20 protein-coding genes and 4 pseudogenes are annotated in these 21,550 nt (G+C 35.8%); 9 read left to right on the top strand and 15 right to left on the bottom strand.

Annotation, left to right across the window (positions count from 1 at the left end):
• Nucleotides 1-342: 342 nt before the first annotated feature.
• On the bottom strand, nucleotides 343-792 hold the full coding sequence (locus KPL75_RS19125) for an NUDIX hydrolase (protein ID WP_060750962.1): 450 nt from the start codon (nucleotides 790-792) through the stop codon (nucleotides 343-345).
• A 75-nt stretch (nucleotides 793-867) separates the two neighbouring features.
• A complete protein-coding gene (locus tag KPL75_RS19120; RefSeq protein ID WP_002202909.1) occupies nucleotides 868-1,524 on the bottom strand; it encodes a uridine kinase family protein in 657 nt (218 codons plus the stop codon).
• Nucleotides 1,525-1,917: 393 nt separating this feature from the next.
• Between KPL75_RS19120 and KPL75_RS27475 the strand changes: the two are divergent.
• The 3 genes and pseudogenes from KPL75_RS27475 to KPL75_RS19110 all read left to right on the top strand — a co-directional run.
• Nucleotides 1,918-2,040, top strand: a pseudogene (locus KPL75_RS27475) (alpha/beta hydrolase); the annotation flags it as partial.
• Nucleotides 2,041-2,114: 74 nt separating this feature from the next.
• Nucleotides 2,115-2,768 (top strand): DUF2306 domain-containing protein, encoded by a 654-nt coding sequence (locus KPL75_RS19115; RefSeq protein ID WP_219917360.1) that lies wholly within the window; start codon nucleotides 2,115-2,117, stop codon nucleotides 2,766-2,768.
• Nucleotides 2,769-2,971: 203 nt separating this feature from the next.
• Entirely contained in the window at nucleotides 2,972-3,088 is a 117-nt protein-coding gene (locus KPL75_RS19110) for a YjcZ family sporulation protein (protein WP_002069235.1), read from the top strand.
• Nucleotides 3,089-3,235: 147 nt separating this feature from the next.
• Here KPL75_RS19110 and KPL75_RS19105 read toward each other — a convergent pair whose 3' ends face one another.
• A complete protein-coding gene (locus tag KPL75_RS19105) occupies nucleotides 3,236-4,705 on the bottom strand; it encodes a glutamate decarboxylase (RefSeq protein WP_219917359.1) in 1,470 nt (489 codons plus the stop codon).
• A gap of 105 nt (nucleotides 4,706-4,810) precedes the next feature.
• Between KPL75_RS19105 and KPL75_RS19100 the strand changes: the two are divergent.
• Both KPL75_RS19100 and KPL75_RS19095 read left to right on the top strand, forming a co-directional pair.
• Nucleotides 4,811-5,125: pseudogene (locus KPL75_RS19100) on the top strand (Tn3 family transposase); the annotation flags it as partial.
• Between the two features lie 61 nt (nucleotides 5,126-5,186).
• Nucleotides 5,187-5,243 (top strand): annotated as a pseudogene (locus KPL75_RS19095) (YjcZ family sporulation protein); the annotation flags it as partial.
• A gap of 69 nt (nucleotides 5,244-5,312) precedes the next feature.
• Here KPL75_RS19095 and KPL75_RS19090 read toward each other — a convergent pair.
• From KPL75_RS19090 to KPL75_RS19045, 10 genes are all read right to left on the bottom strand, one after another.
• Nucleotides 5,313-6,194 (bottom strand): IS3 family transposase, encoded by an 882-nt coding sequence (locus KPL75_RS19090; RefSeq protein ID WP_219917358.1) that lies wholly within the window; start codon nucleotides 6,192-6,194, stop codon nucleotides 5,313-5,315.
• An 8-nt stretch (nucleotides 6,195-6,202) separates the two neighbouring features.
• Nucleotides 6,203-6,499 (bottom strand): transposase, encoded by a 297-nt coding sequence (locus tag KPL75_RS19085; protein ID WP_016096828.1) that lies wholly within the window; start codon nucleotides 6,497-6,499, stop codon nucleotides 6,203-6,205.
• A gap of 478 nt (nucleotides 6,500-6,977) precedes the next feature.
• Nucleotides 6,978-7,157: a hypothetical protein gene (locus KPL75_RS19080; protein WP_219921180.1), complete on the bottom strand. Its 180-nt coding sequence runs from the start codon at nucleotides 7,155-7,157 to the stop codon at nucleotides 6,978-6,980.
• Nucleotides 7,158-7,249: 92 nt separating this feature from the next.
• Entirely contained in the window at nucleotides 7,250-7,867 is a 618-nt protein-coding gene (locus tag KPL75_RS19075) for a DUF6241 domain-containing protein (RefSeq protein ID WP_002150148.1), read from the bottom strand.
• A gap of 165 nt (nucleotides 7,868-8,032) precedes the next feature.
• Nucleotides 8,033-8,203, bottom strand: a complete 171-nt coding sequence (locus KPL75_RS19070) for a hypothetical protein (RefSeq protein ID WP_215570672.1) — start codon at nucleotides 8,201-8,203, stop codon at nucleotides 8,033-8,035.
• 42 nt (nucleotides 8,204-8,245) lie between these two features.
• A complete protein-coding gene (locus KPL75_RS19065; RefSeq protein ID WP_219917357.1) occupies nucleotides 8,246-8,854 on the bottom strand; it encodes a DUF2812 domain-containing protein in 609 nt (202 codons plus the stop codon).
• A 16-nt stretch (nucleotides 8,855-8,870) separates the two neighbouring features.
• Nucleotides 8,871-9,185, bottom strand: coding sequence for a PadR family transcriptional regulator (locus KPL75_RS19060; RefSeq protein WP_219917356.1), 315 nt, complete (start codon nucleotides 9,183-9,185; stop codon nucleotides 8,871-8,873).
• Nucleotides 9,186-9,380: 195 nt separating this feature from the next.
• Nucleotides 9,381-10,714, bottom strand: a protein-coding gene (locus KPL75_RS19055; RefSeq protein WP_258236972.1) for an IS3 family transposase whose coding sequence is annotated in 2 segments (ribosomal slippage) — nucleotides 9,381-10,327 and nucleotides 10,327-10,714 — 1,335 coding nt in all. Because the reading frame shifts where the segments join, the coding sequence is not laid out codon by codon here.
• Between the two features lie 101 nt (nucleotides 10,715-10,815).
• On the bottom strand, nucleotides 10,816-11,466 hold the full coding sequence (locus tag KPL75_RS19050; RefSeq protein ID WP_219917355.1) for a hypothetical protein: 651 nt from the start codon (nucleotides 11,464-11,466) through the stop codon (nucleotides 10,816-10,818).
• Nucleotides 11,467-11,588: 122 nt separating this feature from the next.
• Nucleotides 11,589-13,328 (bottom strand): S-layer homology domain-containing protein, encoded by a 1,740-nt coding sequence (locus KPL75_RS19045; RefSeq protein ID WP_219917354.1) that lies wholly within the window; start codon nucleotides 13,326-13,328, stop codon nucleotides 11,589-11,591.
• Between the two features lie 514 nt (nucleotides 13,329-13,842).
• On the opposite strand from KPL75_RS19045, the gene KPL75_RS19040 reads away from it, so the two are divergent.
• On the top strand, nucleotides 13,843-14,373 hold the full coding sequence (locus KPL75_RS19040) for a cysteine hydrolase family protein (protein WP_219917353.1): 531 nt from the start codon (nucleotides 13,843-13,845) through the stop codon (nucleotides 14,371-14,373).
• 175 nt (nucleotides 14,374-14,548) lie between these two features.
• Here the strand turns inward: KPL75_RS19040 and KPL75_RS19035 are convergent, their stop codons facing one another.
• Complete coding sequence (locus KPL75_RS19035) at nucleotides 14,549-16,933, bottom strand: immune inhibitor A domain-containing protein (RefSeq protein ID WP_219917352.1); 2,385 nt, start codon at nucleotides 16,931-16,933, stop codon at nucleotides 14,549-14,551.
• A 619-nt stretch (nucleotides 16,934-17,552) separates the two neighbouring features.
• On the opposite strand from KPL75_RS19035, the pseudogene KPL75_RS19030 reads away from it, so the two are divergent.
• Both KPL75_RS19030 and KPL75_RS19025 read left to right on the top strand, forming a co-directional pair.
• Nucleotides 17,553-18,647: pseudogene (locus KPL75_RS19030) on the top strand (hypothetical protein).
• On the top strand, nucleotides 18,647-18,805 hold the full coding sequence (locus KPL75_RS19025; protein WP_088077832.1) for a general stress protein: 159 nt from the start codon (nucleotides 18,647-18,649) through the stop codon (nucleotides 18,803-18,805). Before KPL75_RS19030 ends, KPL75_RS19025 begins: the two are co-directional and overlap by 1 nt.
• A gap of 232 nt (nucleotides 18,806-19,037) precedes the next feature.
• Here the strand turns inward: KPL75_RS19025 and dhaK are convergent, their stop codons facing one another.
• Nucleotides 19,038-20,789: a dihydroxyacetone kinase subunit DhaK gene (gene dhaK / locus KPL75_RS19020; protein ID WP_219917351.1), complete on the bottom strand. Its 1,752-nt coding sequence runs from the start codon at nucleotides 20,787-20,789 to the stop codon at nucleotides 19,038-19,040.
• Between the two features lie 178 nt (nucleotides 20,790-20,967).
• On the opposite strand from dhaK, the gene dhaS reads away from it, so the two are divergent.
• On the top strand, nucleotides 20,968-21,540 hold the full coding sequence (gene dhaS, locus KPL75_RS19015) for a dihydroxyacetone kinase transcriptional activator DhaS (protein ID WP_219917350.1): 573 nt from the start codon (nucleotides 20,968-20,970) through the stop codon (nucleotides 21,538-21,540).
• Nucleotides 21,541-21,550 lie beyond the last annotated feature (10 nt).

Here is a 21,550-nt window from a genome sequence, read left to right as displayed (position 1 = left end):
AGCGAACGTGCCAAATTAAATGTATAGGATATTCATGTTAGGTTAACATAACGTCCCATTATCGGTAGCAAAAATAAGGAGGAACCCTAATCTCACAAGTAAATCTCCTTTTTTTGTTCTATGGATCTATGCATTTTTTATACATTCCTATCCTAGCGCGGTTTTAGGGTTCTCGTTTGTTATTGGATTAGCCGAAAAACTGTATAAAATCTTGCATGCTCTTAGCGGGGTACCGCCAACAAAACGCGATTTCGTACGCTAAGAAAAAAGCCTTGCTACATAGGTAATGTAACAAGGCTTTTTTAAGTTGTTTAATTCTCGCTCCACTATCGGCTTTGTTAACTAACACTTTAATTGTTTTAACAGCCTTTTGTTTAATTCCCACAATGCTGTTTTGTTACTATCCCATTTCAAAAGTGTTACTGCTTCCTCAAAGCACAGCCATTTATAATTGAAGTGTTCTTTAGATAATTTAATATTTTTTGTAGGAACTTTAACTCCAAAAGAAAATTCTTTTATTACATAAACATCTTCGCCCCAAAGAAATTCACCAACTACATCCTCTACTGGTAGTGAAGACACAGAATCTAGTTTTATATATGGACTTTCTCTTGTAATACCAGCCTCTTCAAACGCTTCTCGTTTTGCTGATTCAATAGGAGTCTCACCATCTTCTCCACCACCAGCTATTCCTTGCCAATAACCATAATCACTTCGATTAAAAATGGCATATTGAATGGAATCGTCAGTTTTTATATAAGGAAATATCAATACTTGATACGGTGCTCTCATTGCTTAACATCCTTCCGAAAAAATATGAACAATTTATTCACTAACTTGCTATTTTAGTAAATAAAGTATTTGCATTTAAACTTTATAAAACTCAAATGTATTTTTTTCTAAACATATTGTTTCATTGGAATTTTTGATAATAATATCAAAACGTTGACTATACGGATGCATAAACACTTCATACTGAATCCGACGTTCTTCATGAGACTTCCTTAAGTAATTAATATCGGCTCCTCTTTCAATAATATCACGGCTAGACCTTCTCATTAATTCTGTTTCTCCATCTGTATAGAAGTAAATTTTCAAATCAAATAAATTTGGATTAATAAATGCGACACTCATTCCTTCTACAATCGTCACCTTATTTTTCGAAGAAATTAACTCACTTTTTATATAATGTGTATCCATTGTATAAAAATCTAAACCAGCTCTTACCATTTGAACATCTCTTTCTAACGCAGACAAATGATGGGCTGATGGATGACAAGCTGTCATTTTATCATAATGATTTTCATTCTGATATGTATAGTGGATATTTGTATACTTTCGTACATTTGAACTAACAATGTATGGATCTGTATTAATATAACTCACTTTATTTTGATTTAATTGGTTTATGAGCTTATTGGCGAACGTTGTTTTTCCGGCAGCACCGTGTCCTGAAATACCAATAACAATCTGTTCATCGGTCATACTGATCCAATTTATAATTTCTTGTAATAACTTTTTCATTATTCTCCCCCTGTTACTAATATACCCTCTTATTCACATCATCTTAATATAGAGGTATTCTACTATAAAATCATACATGAAGCGAAAAAATGGTATTATTATCCATCATATCATCTCTATTTTTAAAAAACTATATTAATTTTCGAAGGATTTTATTGTTATTTTGGGTAGTACCCCTACTAAACGAGCAATTACCTGGTGTTAATTTACATTTAAGGTTTTCCCATCTATATTTTCATAAGATGGGCCTGCTGCTTGCATAACTATTTCGGTCATTATTGGAGCCGTGACACCTACTCCTAAATTGATTATTGAGAAAATAATTACTAATAACAAATGTAGCATATATGGATAAATTAACCAAAAATCCCTTTTTTGTTGTATGATTAATTAGGTGGTATTATTTCTAAAATTAATCACGGAATTTCTTTAGCAAATCCTGAACTGTTTAATAGCTTAGTCGAAAACTGGATTGAACATGATGCCCTGCCGAAAGAAGTAAAAGAAGTTAATTAAGTTCTCTTTTAACCCTAGATAAACAGCAATATATGTTCTAATTCCCTTAAATGTTGCAAGGAGGTGGTGAAATTATGAATAAAAAAACTTGGTTTATATTTACTTTTTCAGCTATTTTAGTAGCTGGTTATGCTGTTTTCCAATATTTTATTATGGATGGATTTCAAGCAGGGTTTGTTCAAATGAAGCTTATGTTTCTATCTAAAATGAGTGCGTTTTGGTACAATATGTTATTTCTACATATTGCAACTAGTGTAGTAGCGTTAGTAATTGGTCCTTTTACATTATCCACAAAATTTAGAGAAAAGAATATCAGTCGCCATCGAATGATTGGAAAAATCTATATGATTGGTGTATTATTTGGCGGCGTTTCAGGACTTTATTTATCCTTTTACGCTACGGGAGGCTTAGTAGGAAAGCTTGGTTTCGGTTTGTTATCCGTATTTTGGCTAACATCAGCATATCAAGCATTAAACAGAGTTAAGAATAAAAAAATTCAAGACCATCGGAATTGGATGATCAGAAATTATTCCTTAACCTTTGCGGCAGTTACATTAAGAATTTGGCTACCTTTATTTGTATTGCTATTTGGACTGAAGCATTTCGAACTTAGTTATGCTGTTATTGCTTGGTTAGCGTGGGTGCCAAATTTAATCATTGCAGAATTATTTATAAGACAAAGTCGTAATAAAGGACAACAACAGAAAAATGCTGATTTACATTTTTGATGCAATTTATACGTAACTCGGCTGAATCCCTTGATGGCAACCCGATGTCTTCCCACCCTACATAAGAAAATCACCTTAGGGTGTCTTTTTTTATTTTCAAAAGGACCTGCTCAATTCATGCTTAAAAACATAAAGTAAAGTGAACCCGTTAAAATACATGAGTGACCCCTTGTTTTATCCTCTTATCTAAAGGAGGAACTATTATGGGATTTGGTGGTAGTTGTGGTAGTTGCGGCGGCGGCGGCTTCGCTGGAGGATTTGCTTTATTAGTTGTATTATTTATTTTATTAATCATAGTTGGAGCTAGCTGCTTCTGCTAAACAAACTATTAGAAAAGACACTCATATATGGGTGTCTTTTCTTTATGGGATAGCGTCAGAAAAATGCTGATTTACAACGTTAAGGAAATTTCAATATTAAAAAGCCTAATTTCTCAATTAAATATGAAGAAATTAGGCTTTTTTCATTTAGTGATGAAACCCATTATCACATTTCGTATCATGTGGCATAGGCCCGTCCATGGAATCCAGAAAGGCAACGGTCTGTTTGAGGTTCCTCAAAAATAAATGCGCGAGATCCATGGAAAATCCATTTCGAACCACAACGCGCATAATCGTCACCGCTTCCATATCTGGAGGCAATGGATAGGCGGGTACTTGCCAGCCGAACACACGCAATTGTCGAGATAAATCATAAAGATTCCAGTTTAATGTGTAACCATCTTTCAGTCGCCAAGCGAAAACCGGAATATCCGAACCATCGGACAAAAGTTCGAACGGTTCCATCTTCTGAATCTCCTTGCTAAGAAAAAGAGCGACTTTCTGAGAAGCCCTTTGGACATCATAGTACCCACTTTTCCCCAAACGCAGATAATTGTAATATTGCAGGAGCACTTGTGCGCCAGGACGAGAGAAATTCAGGGCAAAAGTCGGCATGTTCCCGCCCAAATAGGAGACGCGGAAGATTAGATCCTCAGGGAGATCTTCAGCTTCCCGCCAAATTATCCAACCCAACCCAGGATAGACTAATCCATATTTATGTCCGGATACATTGATGGACTTCACCCTCGGTAATTGAAAATCCCAGACTAAATCTGGTTGAAGAAACGGTGCTATAAATCCCCCCGAAGCCGCATCCACATGCATGGGAATGTCGAGGCCCGTCCTCTCCTGTAAATCGTCCAACGCCTTCGCAATGGCGGACACCGGTTCGTAAAGCCCGGTATAAGTCTCACCGAGAATCGGTACTACACCAATCGTATTTTCATCCACGACAGCGAGGACCCCCTGAGGATCCAATCGGGGATGCTCAGGGCTAATCTTCACATAGCGTGGTTCAACCTCCCAATAGTTCGCGAATTTTTCCCAAACAACTTGAACAGCAGAACTAAACACAATATTGGGCCGATCCACCGGCTTCCCTTCGCTTTTGCGTGCATTTTGCCAGCGTCTCTTTAACGCAAGCCCCCCGAGCATACATGCTTCCGACGATCCAGTTGTTGAAACGCCCATAGTCGTAAGGGGGCTGGGCGAATGCCAGAGGTTTGCTAAAATGCGAACACACCGCTCCTCAATTTCGGCTGTCTGTGGATATTCATCCTTGTCAATCATGTTCTTGTCGAATGATTTGGCATATAAGTGCTCTGCGGCAGGCTCCATCCATGTGCTAACGAATGTTGCAAGATTCAAGCGGGCATTGCCATCAAGGGCAATTTCATCATGGACGATTTGATACGCTGTTTCTGGTAACATGCCTTCATCAGGCATGTGAAAGCGCGGAACGACTGATTCTCCTTCGCGGGCAAACAGAGGATTTACAGAAAATTCGTGAGGCAGCTCCATTTGCACGTGACGCGGTAGATATTGTGGATTATCTGGTATGATCTCTTTTCCTTCGTATGCATCGTTTTGAACTTCTGCTTTTCGATCCTTTGGCATACAAGTCCCCCTTAATTAATTTTTTAACAAACATATTATTTACAAAAAAGCAGTTGTTAAACCAAGGGGACAATTCTAATAAAAGGTGCTGCCACCATTCGAATTAAAGGAGAATCCATGAATGGACTTGCAAGAGCTATTTTCTTCGATAAACAAGGTGAGCTTAGGAAACGAACCATACAGCATCAATTGCAAAGAGCCAGTGCCTTAAACATAATTATCAATGCCATCAGTATCTGGAATACTTTACATCTAACAAAAGCAGTTAAATATCAAACACGGATAGGTAGTTTTGATGAGAACTTATTGCATCATATGTCACCTTTAGGTTGGGAACATATCAATTTACTAGGAAAATACCATTTTAATTCAGAGAAAGTGGTCTCATTAGATTCTCTAAGACCATTGAAATTTTCTTAGCGTTGTTAAAAATAGGGGAATCGTCTTGGAAATGGGCTTAGCGTTGTAAATCCGCATTTTCCTGACGGTCCCCCTCTTTATACTATTAATCATAGTTGGAGCTGCTTGCTTCTGCTAAAAAACCATCAGAAAAGACACTCTTATATGCAGTGACCCCTGTCAAGTAGACAGTATTTAAAAAGCGCAACTAAGCAACCTGAGTTCTATATTTATATGGACTCAGGTTATTTAATTTCTTTTGAAATCTTTGATGATTATAAAAGTGCATATATTTACGCACGGCAAGTTTGACCTCATTCGCTTTATGGAAGGAGTGTAAATGAAAACACTCTGCCTTAAAGTGACTGAAGAAGTTTTCCATACAAGCATTATCCCAACAGTTGCCTCTTCGAGACATACTTGCCTTCATCTGATATTTTTTAAGTAATTGATTATATTGACGAGATGTATACTGGGACCCTTGATCTCTATGTAAGAGGATTCCCTTCACATTTCGTTTTTTCTTTGCCTTTTTCAGTGTATCTAACACAAGTTTCAAGTCGTTTCTACGACTGGTTTCATAGGCAACAATTTCATTATTGTATAAATCCTTAATAGCGGATAAGTACAAGCGCTGTCCATTGAAAATCAAATAGGTAATATCGGTTACCCATTTCTCATTCGGTTTTGAAGCTTGAAACTCCCTATTTAGATGGTTCTCTGAAATCACATAAGCTTCTTTTTTTCCGTAATAAGGTCGTTTTTTCCTAATTACGGCTTTGATACCTAGTTCACGCATCAATCTTTGGATGCGCTTATGATTCAAATAAAGGTTATATGTGGCTTTCAGCCACACTTGTATTCTTCTATATCCATAAATTCCTCTTAATTTTTTATGACACGCCAATATCTTTTTCTTAATTTCGATATCCTCTGATTGTTTTTTTGAAGGCGTCGTATGCCGTTTTATCCATTTGTAGTACCCACTTCTGGTTACACCAGCAATATCGCATAGAATGGTCACTGTATAACCTGTTTTTGTCATTTCATGGATGACTTCGAATTTTTTCGTTTTGGATACGACTTTCATTCCTCCTTTTACATCCCTAAGAGCTTTTTTAACATTTCATTTTCCGCTTCTAATCGTCTGATCTTAGCTTCTGGATCTTCGGGTCTAACCCTTGGTCTACCTAAACCTGGTCCTTTCGCTTTACCGCGTTTTTCTTCTAGTCCTTTGATTCCTTCAGCTTCAAAGTGTTTCACCCAACGACTTACAACCGAGTGATGAATACCTAATTCTTTCGCAATGTTTTTATAACTCATGCCGTCTTTTAAGTATAAATCTATAGCTTGTTTCTTAAATTCTACATCGTAAGTGACTCTAATTTTTCCCATAAAAAATCCCCTCCATAGTAAACAGGGTAATGTGCTTTCTTTTTCCTGTCTACTATAAGGGGATCATATCAATATGGGGGTCTTTTCTTTATGCATTAAAAAGCCCACCTATTTCCGTAGGTGGGCTTTATCTTTATTACACAATACCAAAGTATACTCTCTTTTTCTCGTAAACTTAATGCAATTATACATATTCAGTAAAATTACACCAAATAAATATTACATGTAGTAAAATATAACTTGTGGACACGTTCTATAAAGCAGATTCTCCGATTAGAAGGCGTAACACATCTCAACCATATAGATGTGGCGTTGCTTTAATCTAGCCAAACAAACGATCTCGATTCTCTTGTATTTGTACACTAACAATCTGGTGAAAATAAATGATTCTGTTTTATAGGACGTGTTTACTTAATGTCCAATACATATTATTACTTTACCATGTTAAGTTGTTTTGTTCATTGAGAAATACAATAGTTTATTTATGCCGGTCTTCTGTATTAGGTCTTTTTGTAGTCCATGCAGCGATTAACAAGAGGACAATAGTAGTGATGATACCTAAAAGTCCTTGCTTGAGCCACATAGATAATGCGGCATTTGAGCCAATGGCTAGAAAAATAAGCATTACTGTGTATTTATTGAATCTCGTTATAAACAACCTCCCAATGAAACTATGCCCAAGAAATTTTTACCATTTTTTGTTCCGTAAAAACATTGTACTTCCTAGTGGAATGCAATCCAGTTTTATTTCTATAACTCTCCATGTTTCCACTCTTTATTATGAATATCTATTCCTTCTTGACCAAAGAAATGGAGAATAAATTCTTCTTCATCACTATCAGTTTTTTTAGCTAGTTTAGATCCCTCCATACTTTGCTTTGTTCCAGAACGTAAATAATGAATTTCTCTAAAGTCTTCAACTGCAAATTCGAAATTTCCATCGTACCATTTGTTCAAAATAGATTCATATTTTGGTCTTTCATTATTATTAATAACATTTAAGTTATTTTTTAAGTACTGAATGTTTTCTTTCGTCATTTGAAATCGCCCTACCTCACGGGTACCAGGAACATGAAGATTATTCCCATTGAATGTGAGTTTTTGTAATGACATATGTATCATCATGTCATTTATAGTTTGCTCGTTTTGGATTTCCCCAATCGACTGTGCCGCTTTAGATAATTCATCTTCACTTACTACATAACTATCTTTTTGCTGCTTTTGAATGGTTTGAACTTTCGTTTTTTCCTGAACCTTTTCTTCTTGTTTAGGTTTTGATTCAGTTGTAGTCTTCTCATTTAAGCTACAAGCAGCCATTCCCATAAGCAATGTACCGCATGTTAACGCCGTAAGTAACTTTCGTTTCATTTTTTTCCGCCTATCTGTATTCGTTATTTAAAATAGTTTTTTAAAGTGTAAGATTTCTCATCTCATAGTAACAAACGATTCATTTTTATATTGTTATATTTTGTCGACAGATAATAAAAAAAAGACACCATAAGGATGTCTTTTCAAATCTATATTTCATTTAAACTATCTCTTTAAAGCTTCTTCCAGCATTCCCTCTAGCTCTTTTTTGATTTCTTCAGGCTTCATTGGATTTGCGGATTTATAATTACTGTTAGCATCGTAGTTAGAATAGCGGGATAAAAGTAGAAATAGTTCAATAATCCATTTTAATAAGATACCATTTACAAAATGCAAAATAATCCCCTCAAAGCACAAGCTTTAAGGGGATCTCTCCTATCATCTTCTCTCTTCATACAACCTATTTGCCTTATACGAGCAAACGAAAAACATAACAATCGCAACCGGAATAAATAGCCCTGCAATTCCTCTCATTAATGCAAATGGTGTTTCAAATAAGAATGACCCTAAAAATGCTGCACCTTGCTTATCCCATAAACCCGGTGTAAAGTACAGTTCTCTTGGATTTATAATCGCTCCTATATTAACCGTATTATTAAACATAAATAGGATTAACAGTGGCAAATAACATATCGCCAATTCTAAAAATGTCTTAGATAGACGCTTGTACTTCCCTGCTCGTGACATTTGATCTGAAAAAATGTCATCTTCGCTTTCCTCATCTACCTTTTTAAAATATTGCGTGCCTGACCACCAATTACCGGCTATATGCTTCCAGCCACTATCTTCAAATAACGTACAATAATTAATAAAATCACTTCGTCTATTAAATACTCTATGATCTATTTTAATTTCCGTATCTTCCGGTTCTGCGATTTTAAATTTATAACCAAATGTATTACTTTTTAGTTGATAACCTTTCCAAGCCATCTCTTCTAACCATTTCTCCTCTTTCTCAAAGTCTAAAAAAAATTTCAATCTCCACATCAGCGCTTCCCCCTAACTATACATGTAATAAGCTTTTTGTAACCCCAATAATATGCTGCATCCTCATAAAGTCTAAGTGTAATACTTCTTTCCCACGCTCAGTAATTACATACACTTTTCTTCGTTTATCTTCACTTTTTACCGATTCTATTAATTGTTGCTTTAATAAATTTTCAACCGCACCATACAATGTACCCGCTGCGATTTTCACTTGATGATCACTAAGTTCCTCCACCTTTTGCATCATTAAATAACCATGAGCTGGCTCCAGTAAAGCTAAAAGAACGTAATACGTTGTTTCCGTTAATGGTAAATTTTTATCTCTATTCATAAAGACCTCCAGTGTAACGATAAATATATAGCCAAACTATATAGTTGAACTGTATAGTTTGATTTTATACAGTTAGACTGTATATATCAAATGTAGGTAAGTTATTTGATCCACAATAAATAAAAAACGCTACCTTTTTAAAAGATAGCGTTTTTAGTTAATCTGTACCCTTTGTAAAGGACATTTTAAAAAAAGTTAGGCGGCATCAAGAAGATGATTTCTGTATTCAACAGGAGTCATCTTCTTTAAATTCCATTGATATCTATGCTGATTATAGTATTTCATATAGTCTTTAATTCCTTGTTTTAACTGAGGGAAAGACGTACAAGTTTTTATGTGCGCTTCATCTTTAAAGTGCCCGAAAAAAGATTCTTGAGGGGCATTATCCCAACAGTTTCCTCGTCTTGACATAGATTGTCCCAGCTTTAATTTTTTGACTAATTTTTGATAAGTAGGACTTGTGTAATGAGCTCCTTGATCTGAATGAATATAGGCACCTTCCGTTAATCGCACTCTCTTATTCTTCTTTAGTTTGTGAAGAGTCGTCGTTGCGATATCTAGTGTAAGTCGTTCTGAAACATGATACGCCAAAATTTCATTTGTGGACCCGTCTAGAATGGTAGATAAATATCCTTTCTGATTTTTACCATAAAACAGGTATGTGATATCTGTCAGAAGTACCTTTCCAGGTGCACCTTGCCTGAATTCTCGCTTTAATTGATTCGGTACCACGAAGTGTTCTTTCGTCGCTTTCAACATTCTTTTATAGGGATTCGCTTTACGAATGGGACAGATTATCCCATATTTTTTCATGATTCTACGGATACGTTTCAAATTGTAGACAACTTGAAATTGACCCGCCAATGTCATTTTGATTTGGCGCGCCCCTTTCTTTCGATTTTTAAATTGAAATGCCTTTAATATGAGTTTCTTCACCACTTCATCTTGATGTATTCTTTCTTCTCGCCTACTTTGAGAAGTGGTGGAAAAATAATTATAGTATCCAGAACGCGAAACACCTGCAATTTTACACAAATATCTCACCATATTTTTTAGGCTATATTTTTCAATAATAGAACGAATTAATAGGTACTTTTGACTAGGTTGTAACGTTATTTTTTTCCCATCCTCCCTTCCATAAATTTGATCTTTTTTAACAGCTCATTTTCAGCTTTTAATAAGTTTCGTTCCGCTTCCAAACGTGCATATTTCTCTTCTAATGTAAGCTCTCTTTCTAGCTTTCTTCCCGAGTTTTCCTTACGTGTATCTCTTAAACCAAACACACCATTTTCCTTATAGGAAGTACGCCATCTATTTCCTGATGACACAGCACGTTGTAGACCGATGATGTCTATATCAAATCCACATTCTTCAAAAATAATACGAGGTGGTTTTCCCTTTTCATTTTCTTCAATAAAGATACGTTTAAATTCATCTGTGTAGGTAATGCCTTTCTCACTTACAGATTTTACGTATGGATTCTTCGATAGGTTTTGTGTTTCCTTTGTGGTGAATAATTTTTTTGTCATTCTGAATGTTCTCCGATTCTAATTTTCTTCTTATTATACAAGAAATACCCTATCGAATAGACTTTTTTAAGTGTCTATTCGATAGGGTACAGTTTATAGTATTACCCTTGCTTATTCTTCGCTTTCATTTGCTCTTCATAAACAAACTTCACTGTCATAAAGTCATTTGAAAAATCTTTCAATGCATTCTTCATCACATTCAATTCTTCTTGTGATTTAATTTCAATCCCATTTAAAAAGTCAAATGCTTTTGATTGCTCCTCAGCAACAAAGTTTTGCGTCATGTAGTCATCTTGGAAGTCTTGCTTCGCCTTTTCTTTCACTTTATTCATTGCCTCTGTTTTATTTATACTTTTCACAGGATTTACGAATGCACCCGTAGGCTGTTCCGGTTTAGGCTCTTCTTTCGTTTCTGGCTGTGGAACTGGTGCTGGTGCTGGTTGTTGTGGTTGTTGCTTAGGTTGTTCTTGTTGAACTGGCTGTTGCGCTACTTGTTGCTCTTTTTTCGCTAATTCATCTTTTAACTTCTTAACTTGTCCATCAAGAGATTTATTTTCAGTTTCTAATAGCGTCTTATCACTTTTTAACTTTTGTGTTTCTTCAAAATGCTCATCTACTAATTTATTGTATTCTTTCTCAGTGTACATTTTTTCACTAGTTGATGTCCTTTTCCCTTTCGTAACAACTACATTAATAATTACAATTAAAACTGCGATTCCTATTAACGCAGCAAAAATCTTCTTTTTGTTCATTACTGATCCTCCAAAATGTAAAATTCCCAAAGTTATCATAACAGATGCAGTTACGTCCCTTTGTCACATTATGTCGAATCAAAATAATAAAAAAGCATCTGAAATAGATGCTTTTTTCACTATCAATACATAAACGTAATCGTCACCAAAGAATACCCTTCTTTTGCATTATACGGCTCCGCTTTATAAGAAACACGGTTCGCTCCTTGCGGATAACCAATTTCTCCAATTACTTTTTTCACATCTTGCAATGCGCCATCCATTGATTGTTTATAAAGGATTTCAATCTTTGCTGACTTTGTGCTATAACGTTGCTGCATTTTATTTTTGAATTCATTATAGTTATTTGCAATGTATTCATTTCCTAAATAATTTAACTTTGTATCTTTTAATATTTGCTGATATGCAGGGGTTTTCGTACCACCTGCCGCAATTTTATTTGTTAATGTACTATAATAGTTTGTTGTAGCTTGCGGATAATCACTTCTGTTCCACACGTGATTTCTTGCAATTTGCTCATCTGATAAGTTGAAATATGAATACGTTACGCGGCCTTGTACATCTGGCACTGGATCATCAAATGTTGTATCAAGATGGTACCACTTGCTATCGATTTTCACTAAATTCCAAGCATGAGGCTGACCGTCTCCAGTTCCTACTACAAAATGATTCTCAATTCCAGCTTCTTTTAATAATTGATAGGTTAATAGTGTGTAACCTTGGCAAACGGCAGAACGATTCGCGAGTGCCTCATATGCTGTATAAGCTTTATATGACGTATCGTAAGAAACATTTTTTACGACGTAATCATGAATCGCCTTCACTTTTTCATGATCATCCATCCCGGCTTGAATAATAGAAGAAACGATCGCTTTCGCTTGTTTCATCACATACTCGGTTTGTTCTTTCGTTTCGCGATATGTAATCTTTAATGTAAATGTATAATTTCCAGGTGATCCAGAAAGTCCATATGAAACATTCGATCTATTATAATTTGTATACTCATTTTTACTCGCGACTTCTTTATATGCGTTAAAGAGTGTATTCATCACTTCTTTTGTATTACTATTTTCCGTTTTATATGGAAGTGTAATGTTCGTTTCATACGTATTAATACGCTTTTGCACTTCATTTTTGAATGCTGTTAATAGTGCCGCATCCTCTGTATCTTGCACCGCAACTTCAGGCTTTTTATATTTCAATGCATTATATAAAAACTGTGCATACTGTTCACGTGTTACCGTATTATATGGCCCAAATTTCCCTTCCCCTGTACCAGCTGCAATCTCGTTTGACTGCACGGCACTAATCGCATTTTCTGCCCAAAAACCACTTGGAACATCGTTAAATGTGTGTTTTTGTTTAGCAGAAATGTGAAAAGCATTTGTAAGAATTTGTGCCATTTCCGCACGACTCACAGAAGCTTTAGGTCTAAATCGGCCATTTTCGTCACCTTTAAAAACCCCTAAATTCGTTAAAGTTAATACCTCTTCTGGAAACATTGTAGAATCTCGATTAATATCACCGTAAGGATTTTTAAACGTAGAGCCATCTTCTAATACGTAACGAGTTCCATCATTACTAAAGGAACCGCCTTGCTTATTCGGCACTAGCACTCGATAAACTAACGCTGCCACCTGCTCCCTCGTCGCAACATCCCCAAAGCCAAATATCCCATTTCCATAACCTGAAATAATATTTTTGCTCGCTAAATCTTTAATCGCAGGATACGACCAATGCGATGTAGGCACATCAGAAAAAACGCCGGCTTCAGCAGCTTTTATCTCACCAACATTTGTATATAATAAAGCGCTACCAATAAGCGTTAATGACGTAATTGATTTTAATAGTTTTGTGTACATAATACCCTCTCCCCATACGTCTTCTATTGTTGTTATTTTTTGTCGAAAAATCTAAAAAACTACGACAAGACACATTATACAATTAAAACTTTTCGGAGGATATATTAAATTTAAAAATATGCAAAAACTCATATTACTATATTTTTTCGTATTAATATTATGCTAGTTTACTTGCGAATATATAAATAAAAAGAAAAACACTAATGTAACATTGTTAATATACATATCGCTTTTTGAGCTTTTATTTCGCTAAAATGTAGCCTATACAAACAATGCTATCCCCATTAAAATCGCAATATACTCCTGAGAACATACCTTTAACATAATTCATTGTATGATTGCCAATTTCATATCCTTTATTTAAAACAGTTTTTACTAATTGTAATTATTGGAATCCACTTCATACCTCCATGCAATATTCTTTGGAACTTTTGGATACATTAAATATGCATAGCATTGTAGTTTGCATATATTTCACTTTTGTATTTTTGAACCAAGTATTAGGAGGGTATTTATGATGAAAAGCTGTACAGCATTCCTTATTATTGATGTACAGGTAGGTTCATTTGAGGAGAGAAAAGTCCTATATAATAGAACGGAATTATTAAGAGTCATTCAATTATTGATTTCTAAAGCCCGTTCTGCTTCAGCCCCTATTTTTTATATGAAGTTTAATGGGAAGTCTGGTTCTTCGCTTAGACAAGGGACACCTGGATGGGAAATTCATAAATCAATTACTCCAGCAACAGGAGATGTCGTTCTTGAAAAGAGTCATCCGGATTCTTTTCATAAAACGAGTCTTCAACAAGAGCTGGAAATGAGAAATATAAAACGAGTTGTTATAGCAGGAATTCAATCTGAAATTTGCATAGATGCAACATGCCGGCGTGCATACAGCTTAGGATATGACGTTACTCTTGTAAAGAATGGACATAGTACATATAATTCTACAGTTTTATCGGCGTCTCAAATTATTAAGCATCATAACGAGATAATAGGTCAATGGTTTGCCCGTGTAAAAAATTCCGAAAGTATAGAGTTTTAATTCTATTTCCATATTTGATAGTCTATATATTTTTTACTATAGCCTCTTTCACTTTCAAAGAATTTCTTTCCAATGAACTGGCTCCTAAACTGCCCGTTTCTACAATAAGAAGAGAGCTGCCCATAAGTCGGTTTCACCAACTTATGGGGCAGCTCCCTCATAGTTTCACCTTATTCTATCGATGAATCCAAACTGCACCTGCAGACTTGTCTTCTGCTTGGCCTACTACTTCAAACTTTAATCCTAGTTTCGGTAACTTACGTCCTGCATCTGGAATCGCGCTGTTGATGTACTGCTTAGAATCATCAAATTTTGCAACTCCTGGTAATCCTTTATAGTCAAAGATACCGCGAGTTGGCGAATCTACTCTCCATGCTGGCGTTTGATCAAATGAGAATGCCGCATCGGCAATTTGATAACGCGTACTGCTCTTCACAGTCGGTTGCCCGTTTAATGTACCTACGATTGCCTCTGGATGAGAATCTACTACTCCTAAGAATCCTTCACCTGGATGAACGCCTACCCAGTTATCTGTAAAGCTTTGATCCGCATACCATACAACCATTCCTGTATTAAATACTGGACCACGCGCATGTTGTAACGCCGTGTCAGAACCAGCGTAATTTCTCCACTCTACATAGTAGTTATTTTTTTTCTGTTCCAATCCGTTAGATACAGTAAATCCTTTTAATGTCATTGCTGGTTGGCCTTCTGCATCATCTGAGAAAACAACTTTGCCATCTACAGTTAATGCTGCATTATCTAACGCAAATCCTTTATAAGCTACTGCAATATCTGTTAAATATTCAAATTGCAGTTTTACTTTTTTCCCTTTGAATTTGCTTAAATCGTATGATTTATCAACCCACTTACCATCAGTTGTATCCATACCGCCTTTTACATCTTTTTCGCCAATTCTATCAATACGTGTCTTCGTTCCATCTTCTGTAATCGCATTTACGTCAAGGAAATCATACTTCGCTTCAAGTTCGTAGAATGTCTTATAATCGAACTTAGCATCTTTTGCATTTGTTAAGTCAAATACTGGTGTTTCAAGTGTTGTATGAATGTCATTTCCTTTTGTGCTGTAATAAAACTTCTTACCAAATGCCGATTCGATATTTTTGATATCTTTGTCTGGCAAGTTAACACGAACGATTCCTGGTCGTTTTGATTTTGTAACACTTTGATCTAAATATGTTGCAACACCGACTCCTGTGCGAAGTTTATCATAATCTACCTCAACGATATTCGCCCAGTTGCCATTCATATTCTTTTGGAAAAATTCTTTATTTTGTGGTGAGAAACTTGTTGGCTCTGTTCCTGCAATTTTTCCAGCCCAGCTTCCGCCGCTCATAATAGACCATGACTCAACAGGTTCACCTTGTCCTGAGTACTTCGTATCGTACTCATCTGGTAATCCTAAATCATGACCATACTCATGCGCAAACACACCAACTGCTCCGTCCTCAGGCTCGATTGTATAATCGTATGCAGCCATCTTTCCGCCCCAATTTGAAACAGAAGATTTTGTGCCATCAATCGCATATGGTTTTGATCCAAGTTTTGAACGATGAGACCAAATCGCATCATCTTTCAATTTACCGCCGCCAGCTTCTTGACCCACGCCAGCATGTACAACCATTAAATGATCAATAATGCCATCTGGCTCGTTTTTATTTCCATCACCATTTTGATCGTACTGATCATATTGATCAAAGTCTGCTAAATTTATCCCTTTTGCTACCGCTGCTTTTAATGCTTCTTTCACAAGATCGCGTGGCCCTAAAGGACCCTTATTATCATGACCAGTGCCCGCATCCGCACCATAATCTGAAGCTTTCCCTGGAACAGTAAGCCATTCCGTTACAGTTCCATCAACTGTGTAGCTACCACCAGATTGTTCTTCATAATATTGTTTAAATGTATTAATTTTCGATCCATCAAATAGAGTAAATGGTTCATCACCAAATAACATTTTTTGATAATGTTCACGATTAAAGTCCTTAGAATACATGTATCCTGGCTCTTGATCAATATTGTTATGCTTAAAATCGCTAAATTCTACGAGTAAAACAAGTACTTTATCTTTTCGAACAGCACCATTGTACTCTTCTTGCTTCGCTGGTGCAGTAGGTACTTTTCCATTTAATTTACTAGAATTCAATCCAGCACCTTGTCCAGCTGCTGGCCCTACTGCCTGCTGCTGCGCCTGTTCATTTTCCTTCATTTTTGCATCTTTAACTTTTTTCATAAAATCAGAAGCTTCTTGCGTAAGACTATCTCCTGTCAAGATTTCTTTCCCAGGGTTTTCCCCTTTCTTTTTCTCAACATATTTCTCAACAGCCTTTGACGTCTCAGCTTGTGATGCAGATTGATCAATTACGCCCCGTTGTTTTAGCGCTTCTGCCAAACGCTCATCCGGTATTAAATGCTCATCTATTGGTAGAGATGATGGCGCATCAGCATAAGCTGCATGACTTCCAAAAGCAAAACTACTACTTAGTACTGCCGCTGTTGCTAAAACTGATAATGGTTTTAACTTCTTATTCTTTTTCAATGCATTTCCTCCCCAGTGTCTGCGAATTATTGTTTTTTTTGCCGATAGAAACATAATATTCTTTATAATAAGAATATTCAATATTTTTCAACAGGTAAAATGTTGAGAAATATTTTTTGTGCAGGGTGGGATACGTAGGATAAGAAAATACAAAACTTCTACTAGTTTATGTTTTGCACATAACAATAAAGTCGGATCACTCGTTCTTTTGTTTTGATGGCGATAGAGTAGTGCTAGGAAAGGAAATAACAAACAGCCCAAGTTCCTCATTGGAACTCGGGCTGTTTGTTATTTGAATGAATACTTTCCATATGGATTCTTATAAGATTCTGAATCAGTTTATGCAGATTCACTTTACAAAAAAGCTGTTATTTATTTTAAGTGCAATAGTCATACTTACTCGATTCACTTATTTTTTGGCAATAAATAAATGATCACCACCTAAGGAATCCGATTGAATTCCTTTTCTATTTATATTTATATTCTAATTACCTTTTAAATTATCAGAAAATTATTGAAAAAGTTTTTTTCTTTCAATATATTACTCTATCACACTTAATTTCTTACTAGTATATACATACCAATATACAAATAAATATAGTAGAAAGTGGGGAGAATTATGGTAAGTCACCTAAAAACAAGAGATATGATCACACAACTTTTAAATAATTGGTATCAAGAGATACGTGCCCAACACCTAAAGGAAGCACAACACTTAAAAGACGAGATTGCTAAATACATAAATAGCATTAATGAAGATTCAAATTTACTATTCCATTACTCACTTCTTACTTTTCGCTTTAAAGTTCTGCTTAATCATTTAAGCATCACACCAACAAGCTTCCAGGCAATTGATTCACTGAATATACCAAAAAAAGAATCGTTGTCTTATTATTATCACTTTTTCAAAGGGATTCACGCCACACTAATTTCAAACAACAATGAAGCCTGGGAATACTACGAAAAAGCCGAAACGCTATTACAACATATTCATGACGATCTTGAAATAGCCGAGTTTAGCTATCGTTTTGCTAACTTCTATCTTCATACCTATCAACCTCTATTAGCAATTCAACATGTGACTAAAGCTAAAGAGATTTTCTCTAAATATAATGGTTATGAAAATAATGTTGCCGCTTGTGAGAACTTATACGGTTTAGCATGTATTGATATAAGACAATTCCCTGTGGCAGAAGAAAAATTTAATTCTGCAATAGATATTTTACGTAAAAATAATGAGGATTCCCTAATATTAAGAGTCCGTAGTAACTTAGGGTTTTTATATAGTAGCCAAAACTTATCCACTTTAGCAATCCGACACTTATCAGAAGTAACAACTAAAACTCCGGAGCATTTTAAAGCCCTTTTCCTTGAAGCTAGAGAACATTTCAAGCTCGGTGAAGTTAATCAATCGGCCGAGTTGATCGAACGAGGATTGGCGATTTGTGAGCAATTAGACAATAAAGAATACCTATATCATTTCAAAATTTTAGATTGTATGAATAAAGTTGTTCCAGCTGCTATTCTCGAAGAATTATCTTGGGAAGCTATCTCATTTTTTGATAAGCAACAACTATTTAATTACACACAAGAATACACTGAAAAATTAGCAATCAAGTTTTAAGAAGAAAGAGACACTGTAAAAGCTAGTAAATACTTTTATATTAGTCATCAAGCTAAAGAAAAAACTTTCGAAAAAGGAGCGTTAAAATAATGAAGAAAATTTTCGGAACGATTTTAGGTTTAACCCTTTCAGCTGCTTTATCTATAGGATTAGCATTCCCTTCACAATCAGAATCCAAGGAACAAGTTGATTCGACTAAATCTAGTACAATTATGTACATGCAATCCAGTCACGGTGACTCCTGGTAATATAAAGAGATTCTATATCATGAATTACGAAAAGGGCACTCCCTCAATGGAGTGCCCTTTCTTAAACAACATATAGCAGACTACTTATTAACTTCAGCCCATTTAACCTTAAACTCTGCACCGAAATTATTTGCAACTAAAGTAACTGATTTGCTTCTAAACCACATTAATATATCATTCAACTATATTAGAAGATCCCCTCCACCTTAAGGCAGAGGGGATCTTCTCATTCCTATCTCAAACTACCCGCAATCTCCGTAAAGATAACCCCAAGTGCATGCGCACCTGCATCCGGATATCCTAAACTTCTTTCGCCAACTGTACCAGCGCGGCCCATGCGAGCGACGATTTCTTTCGTATACTCTGCTCCTTTAACCGCTGCTTCTGCTCCTTTTTCAAAGGCAGTTTTTATGTCTACTTCGTTTGAAGCGCTATCGAACCAAGAGTCTACACATGGAGCAAGTGCGTCAACAAGTGTTTTATCACCAACTACCGCTCCTCTGCCGAACGATCTTTCACCGATAGATTGTATACCTTGAAGTGCTGCTTGTAACATTTCAGCGAATTCTTTAGCTGTTAGCTCACGTTTTTCGCCTGCTGCTTTACTAGCTGCGCGGAATGCACCACCCCAAATTGGACCAGAAGCGCCGCCGCAATGTTCCATAATAATCATTGAACAACCGTCAAGAAATGATCCGATTGTTACATTCTCTTGTCCTACAATAGATTGCCACTCACGTTTTAATTGCTTAAATCCTTTTGCTACACTCATTCCGAAGTCGCCGTCACCTGCATGTGTATCTAACTCACAGAACGGTACTTCATTTTTAATAATAATGTCGCTCATTTTATCAACGAGATAGATCATGTTGTTTAATGTAATGACATTGTCTTTAATCACAGCGTGCTCTTCCGCTGTTTCTATTTCGAAGGAAACTTCCTTCTCTTCTACATCTTCAAGTACATTCACGTACTCAACACTTTCAACTGGTCCATCTACTTTAAACGCTGGTGTATTACACTTTTTCGATAATAAAGTTTTTAGCTCATCATCTAATTTCATTACTGTTAAAGACATACCAGCCATATCAATACTCGTCATATAGTTACCAACGAATACTCTATTAATTTTAATGTTTCTAGCAGCTAATTCTCTCGTAACTGCGTTGTTAAATAGGTAAAGTTCTTGCAGTGGTGTTCCGCCAAAACCGTTTACTAGAACCGCAATTTCTTCGCCATCTTTTACTCCTAAATCTTTTATTAAATCATTTGTCATACGGTTAGCTAATTCATCAGCTGACATCGTTTTTTCACGCTTAATTCCTGGTTCGCCGTGAATACCAACGCCGTATTCCATTTCATCTTCCGCAAGTGTAAAAGTAGGTGAACCACTCGCTGGTACTGTACAAGAAGTTAACGCTAAACCAATTGTGCGCACGTTAGCCGCTGCTTTTTCAGCGATAGCTTTCACCGCTCCTAAATCCATACCTGCTTCCGCTGCTGCGCCAGCAATTTTATGAACTAAAATAACTCCCGCAACGCCGCGGCGTCCTACTGTATACAAACTATCTTCTACCGCAATATCATCGTCCACTTTTACGTAGTCTACTTCAATTCCATCTTCAGTCGCTAAATGCGCACCGTTTTTGAAATTCATAATATCGCCGCTGTAATTTTTAATAATTAATAATGTACCTTTTTTACTAGCTGTCTCTTTAATTGCTTGATAGACCTGGATTTGTGAAGGCGAAGCAAACACATCTCCGCACACTGCCGCATCTAACATTCCTTTTCCGACTAGCCCTGCATGCGCTGGCTCATGACCACTACCGCCGCCGCTAATTAACGTTACTTTATTTTCATTCATTTCTTTCTTCTTAATCACTTTATATTTTTTCAAAAGCTCAAGCTCTGGATGAGCCATAACCATTCCGTTACACATTTCCATTACTAATGTTTCTGGTTTGTTTATAATCTTTTTCATTGTGATTCTCCCTCAATTCCTTTAATATATTGTGATATATTTGAAATCTTCTTCTTACTACTCATGTTAAAATGAAAGCGTTTTATAGTAAACGGACAAAATGGACAATCTGTCTAAAGACACTTCTTTCATTTGTAGATAGGATTTGTATATTACTAACATTCTAGGGATGATTCTGATGACCTCTTCTATAATTTCTAAAAAGATAATCGCGAACTCGTTGAAACATTTAATGGAAACAGAGTCGTTTCATAAAATATCAGTGAGCGATATTATGATAAACTGTCAAATGCGTAGGCAAACTTTTTATTATCATTTTAAAGATAAATTCGAACTATTGAGCTGGATTTATAGAGAAGAAACGAAAGAAAATATTATAGACTTTCTCGACTATGAAACATGGGAAAATATTTTTGATTTATTATTTGATTACTTTTACGAAAATCAAAAATTTTACCGAAATGCTTTTAAAGTCATTGAGCAAAACTCGTTTAATCACTATTTATTTGAGCATACGAAAAACTTATATATGAAGATTATTGATGAACTATCTATGAGCTGTAGATTAACTCTTTCTATTGAAACAAAAAATACGATTGCCTCCTTTTATAGTCACGGCTTCGTTGGAACGATAAAAGATTGGATTGAAAGCAAGTGCGAAGTAAATCCGTCCATCATGTCTTCTCTCATGAAAAATATGATAAATAATCAATTACTACTTTTACTCGAACAATCAGCAAACAAATCATAAGGTGGCCAAA

This window comes from Bacillus sp. NP247 (genome assembly GCF_018966865.1).
Classification (GTDB): Bacteria; Bacillota; Bacilli; order Bacillales; family Bacillaceae_G; genus Bacillus_A.
This window is presented reverse-complemented; position numbering and strand designations above follow the sequence as displayed.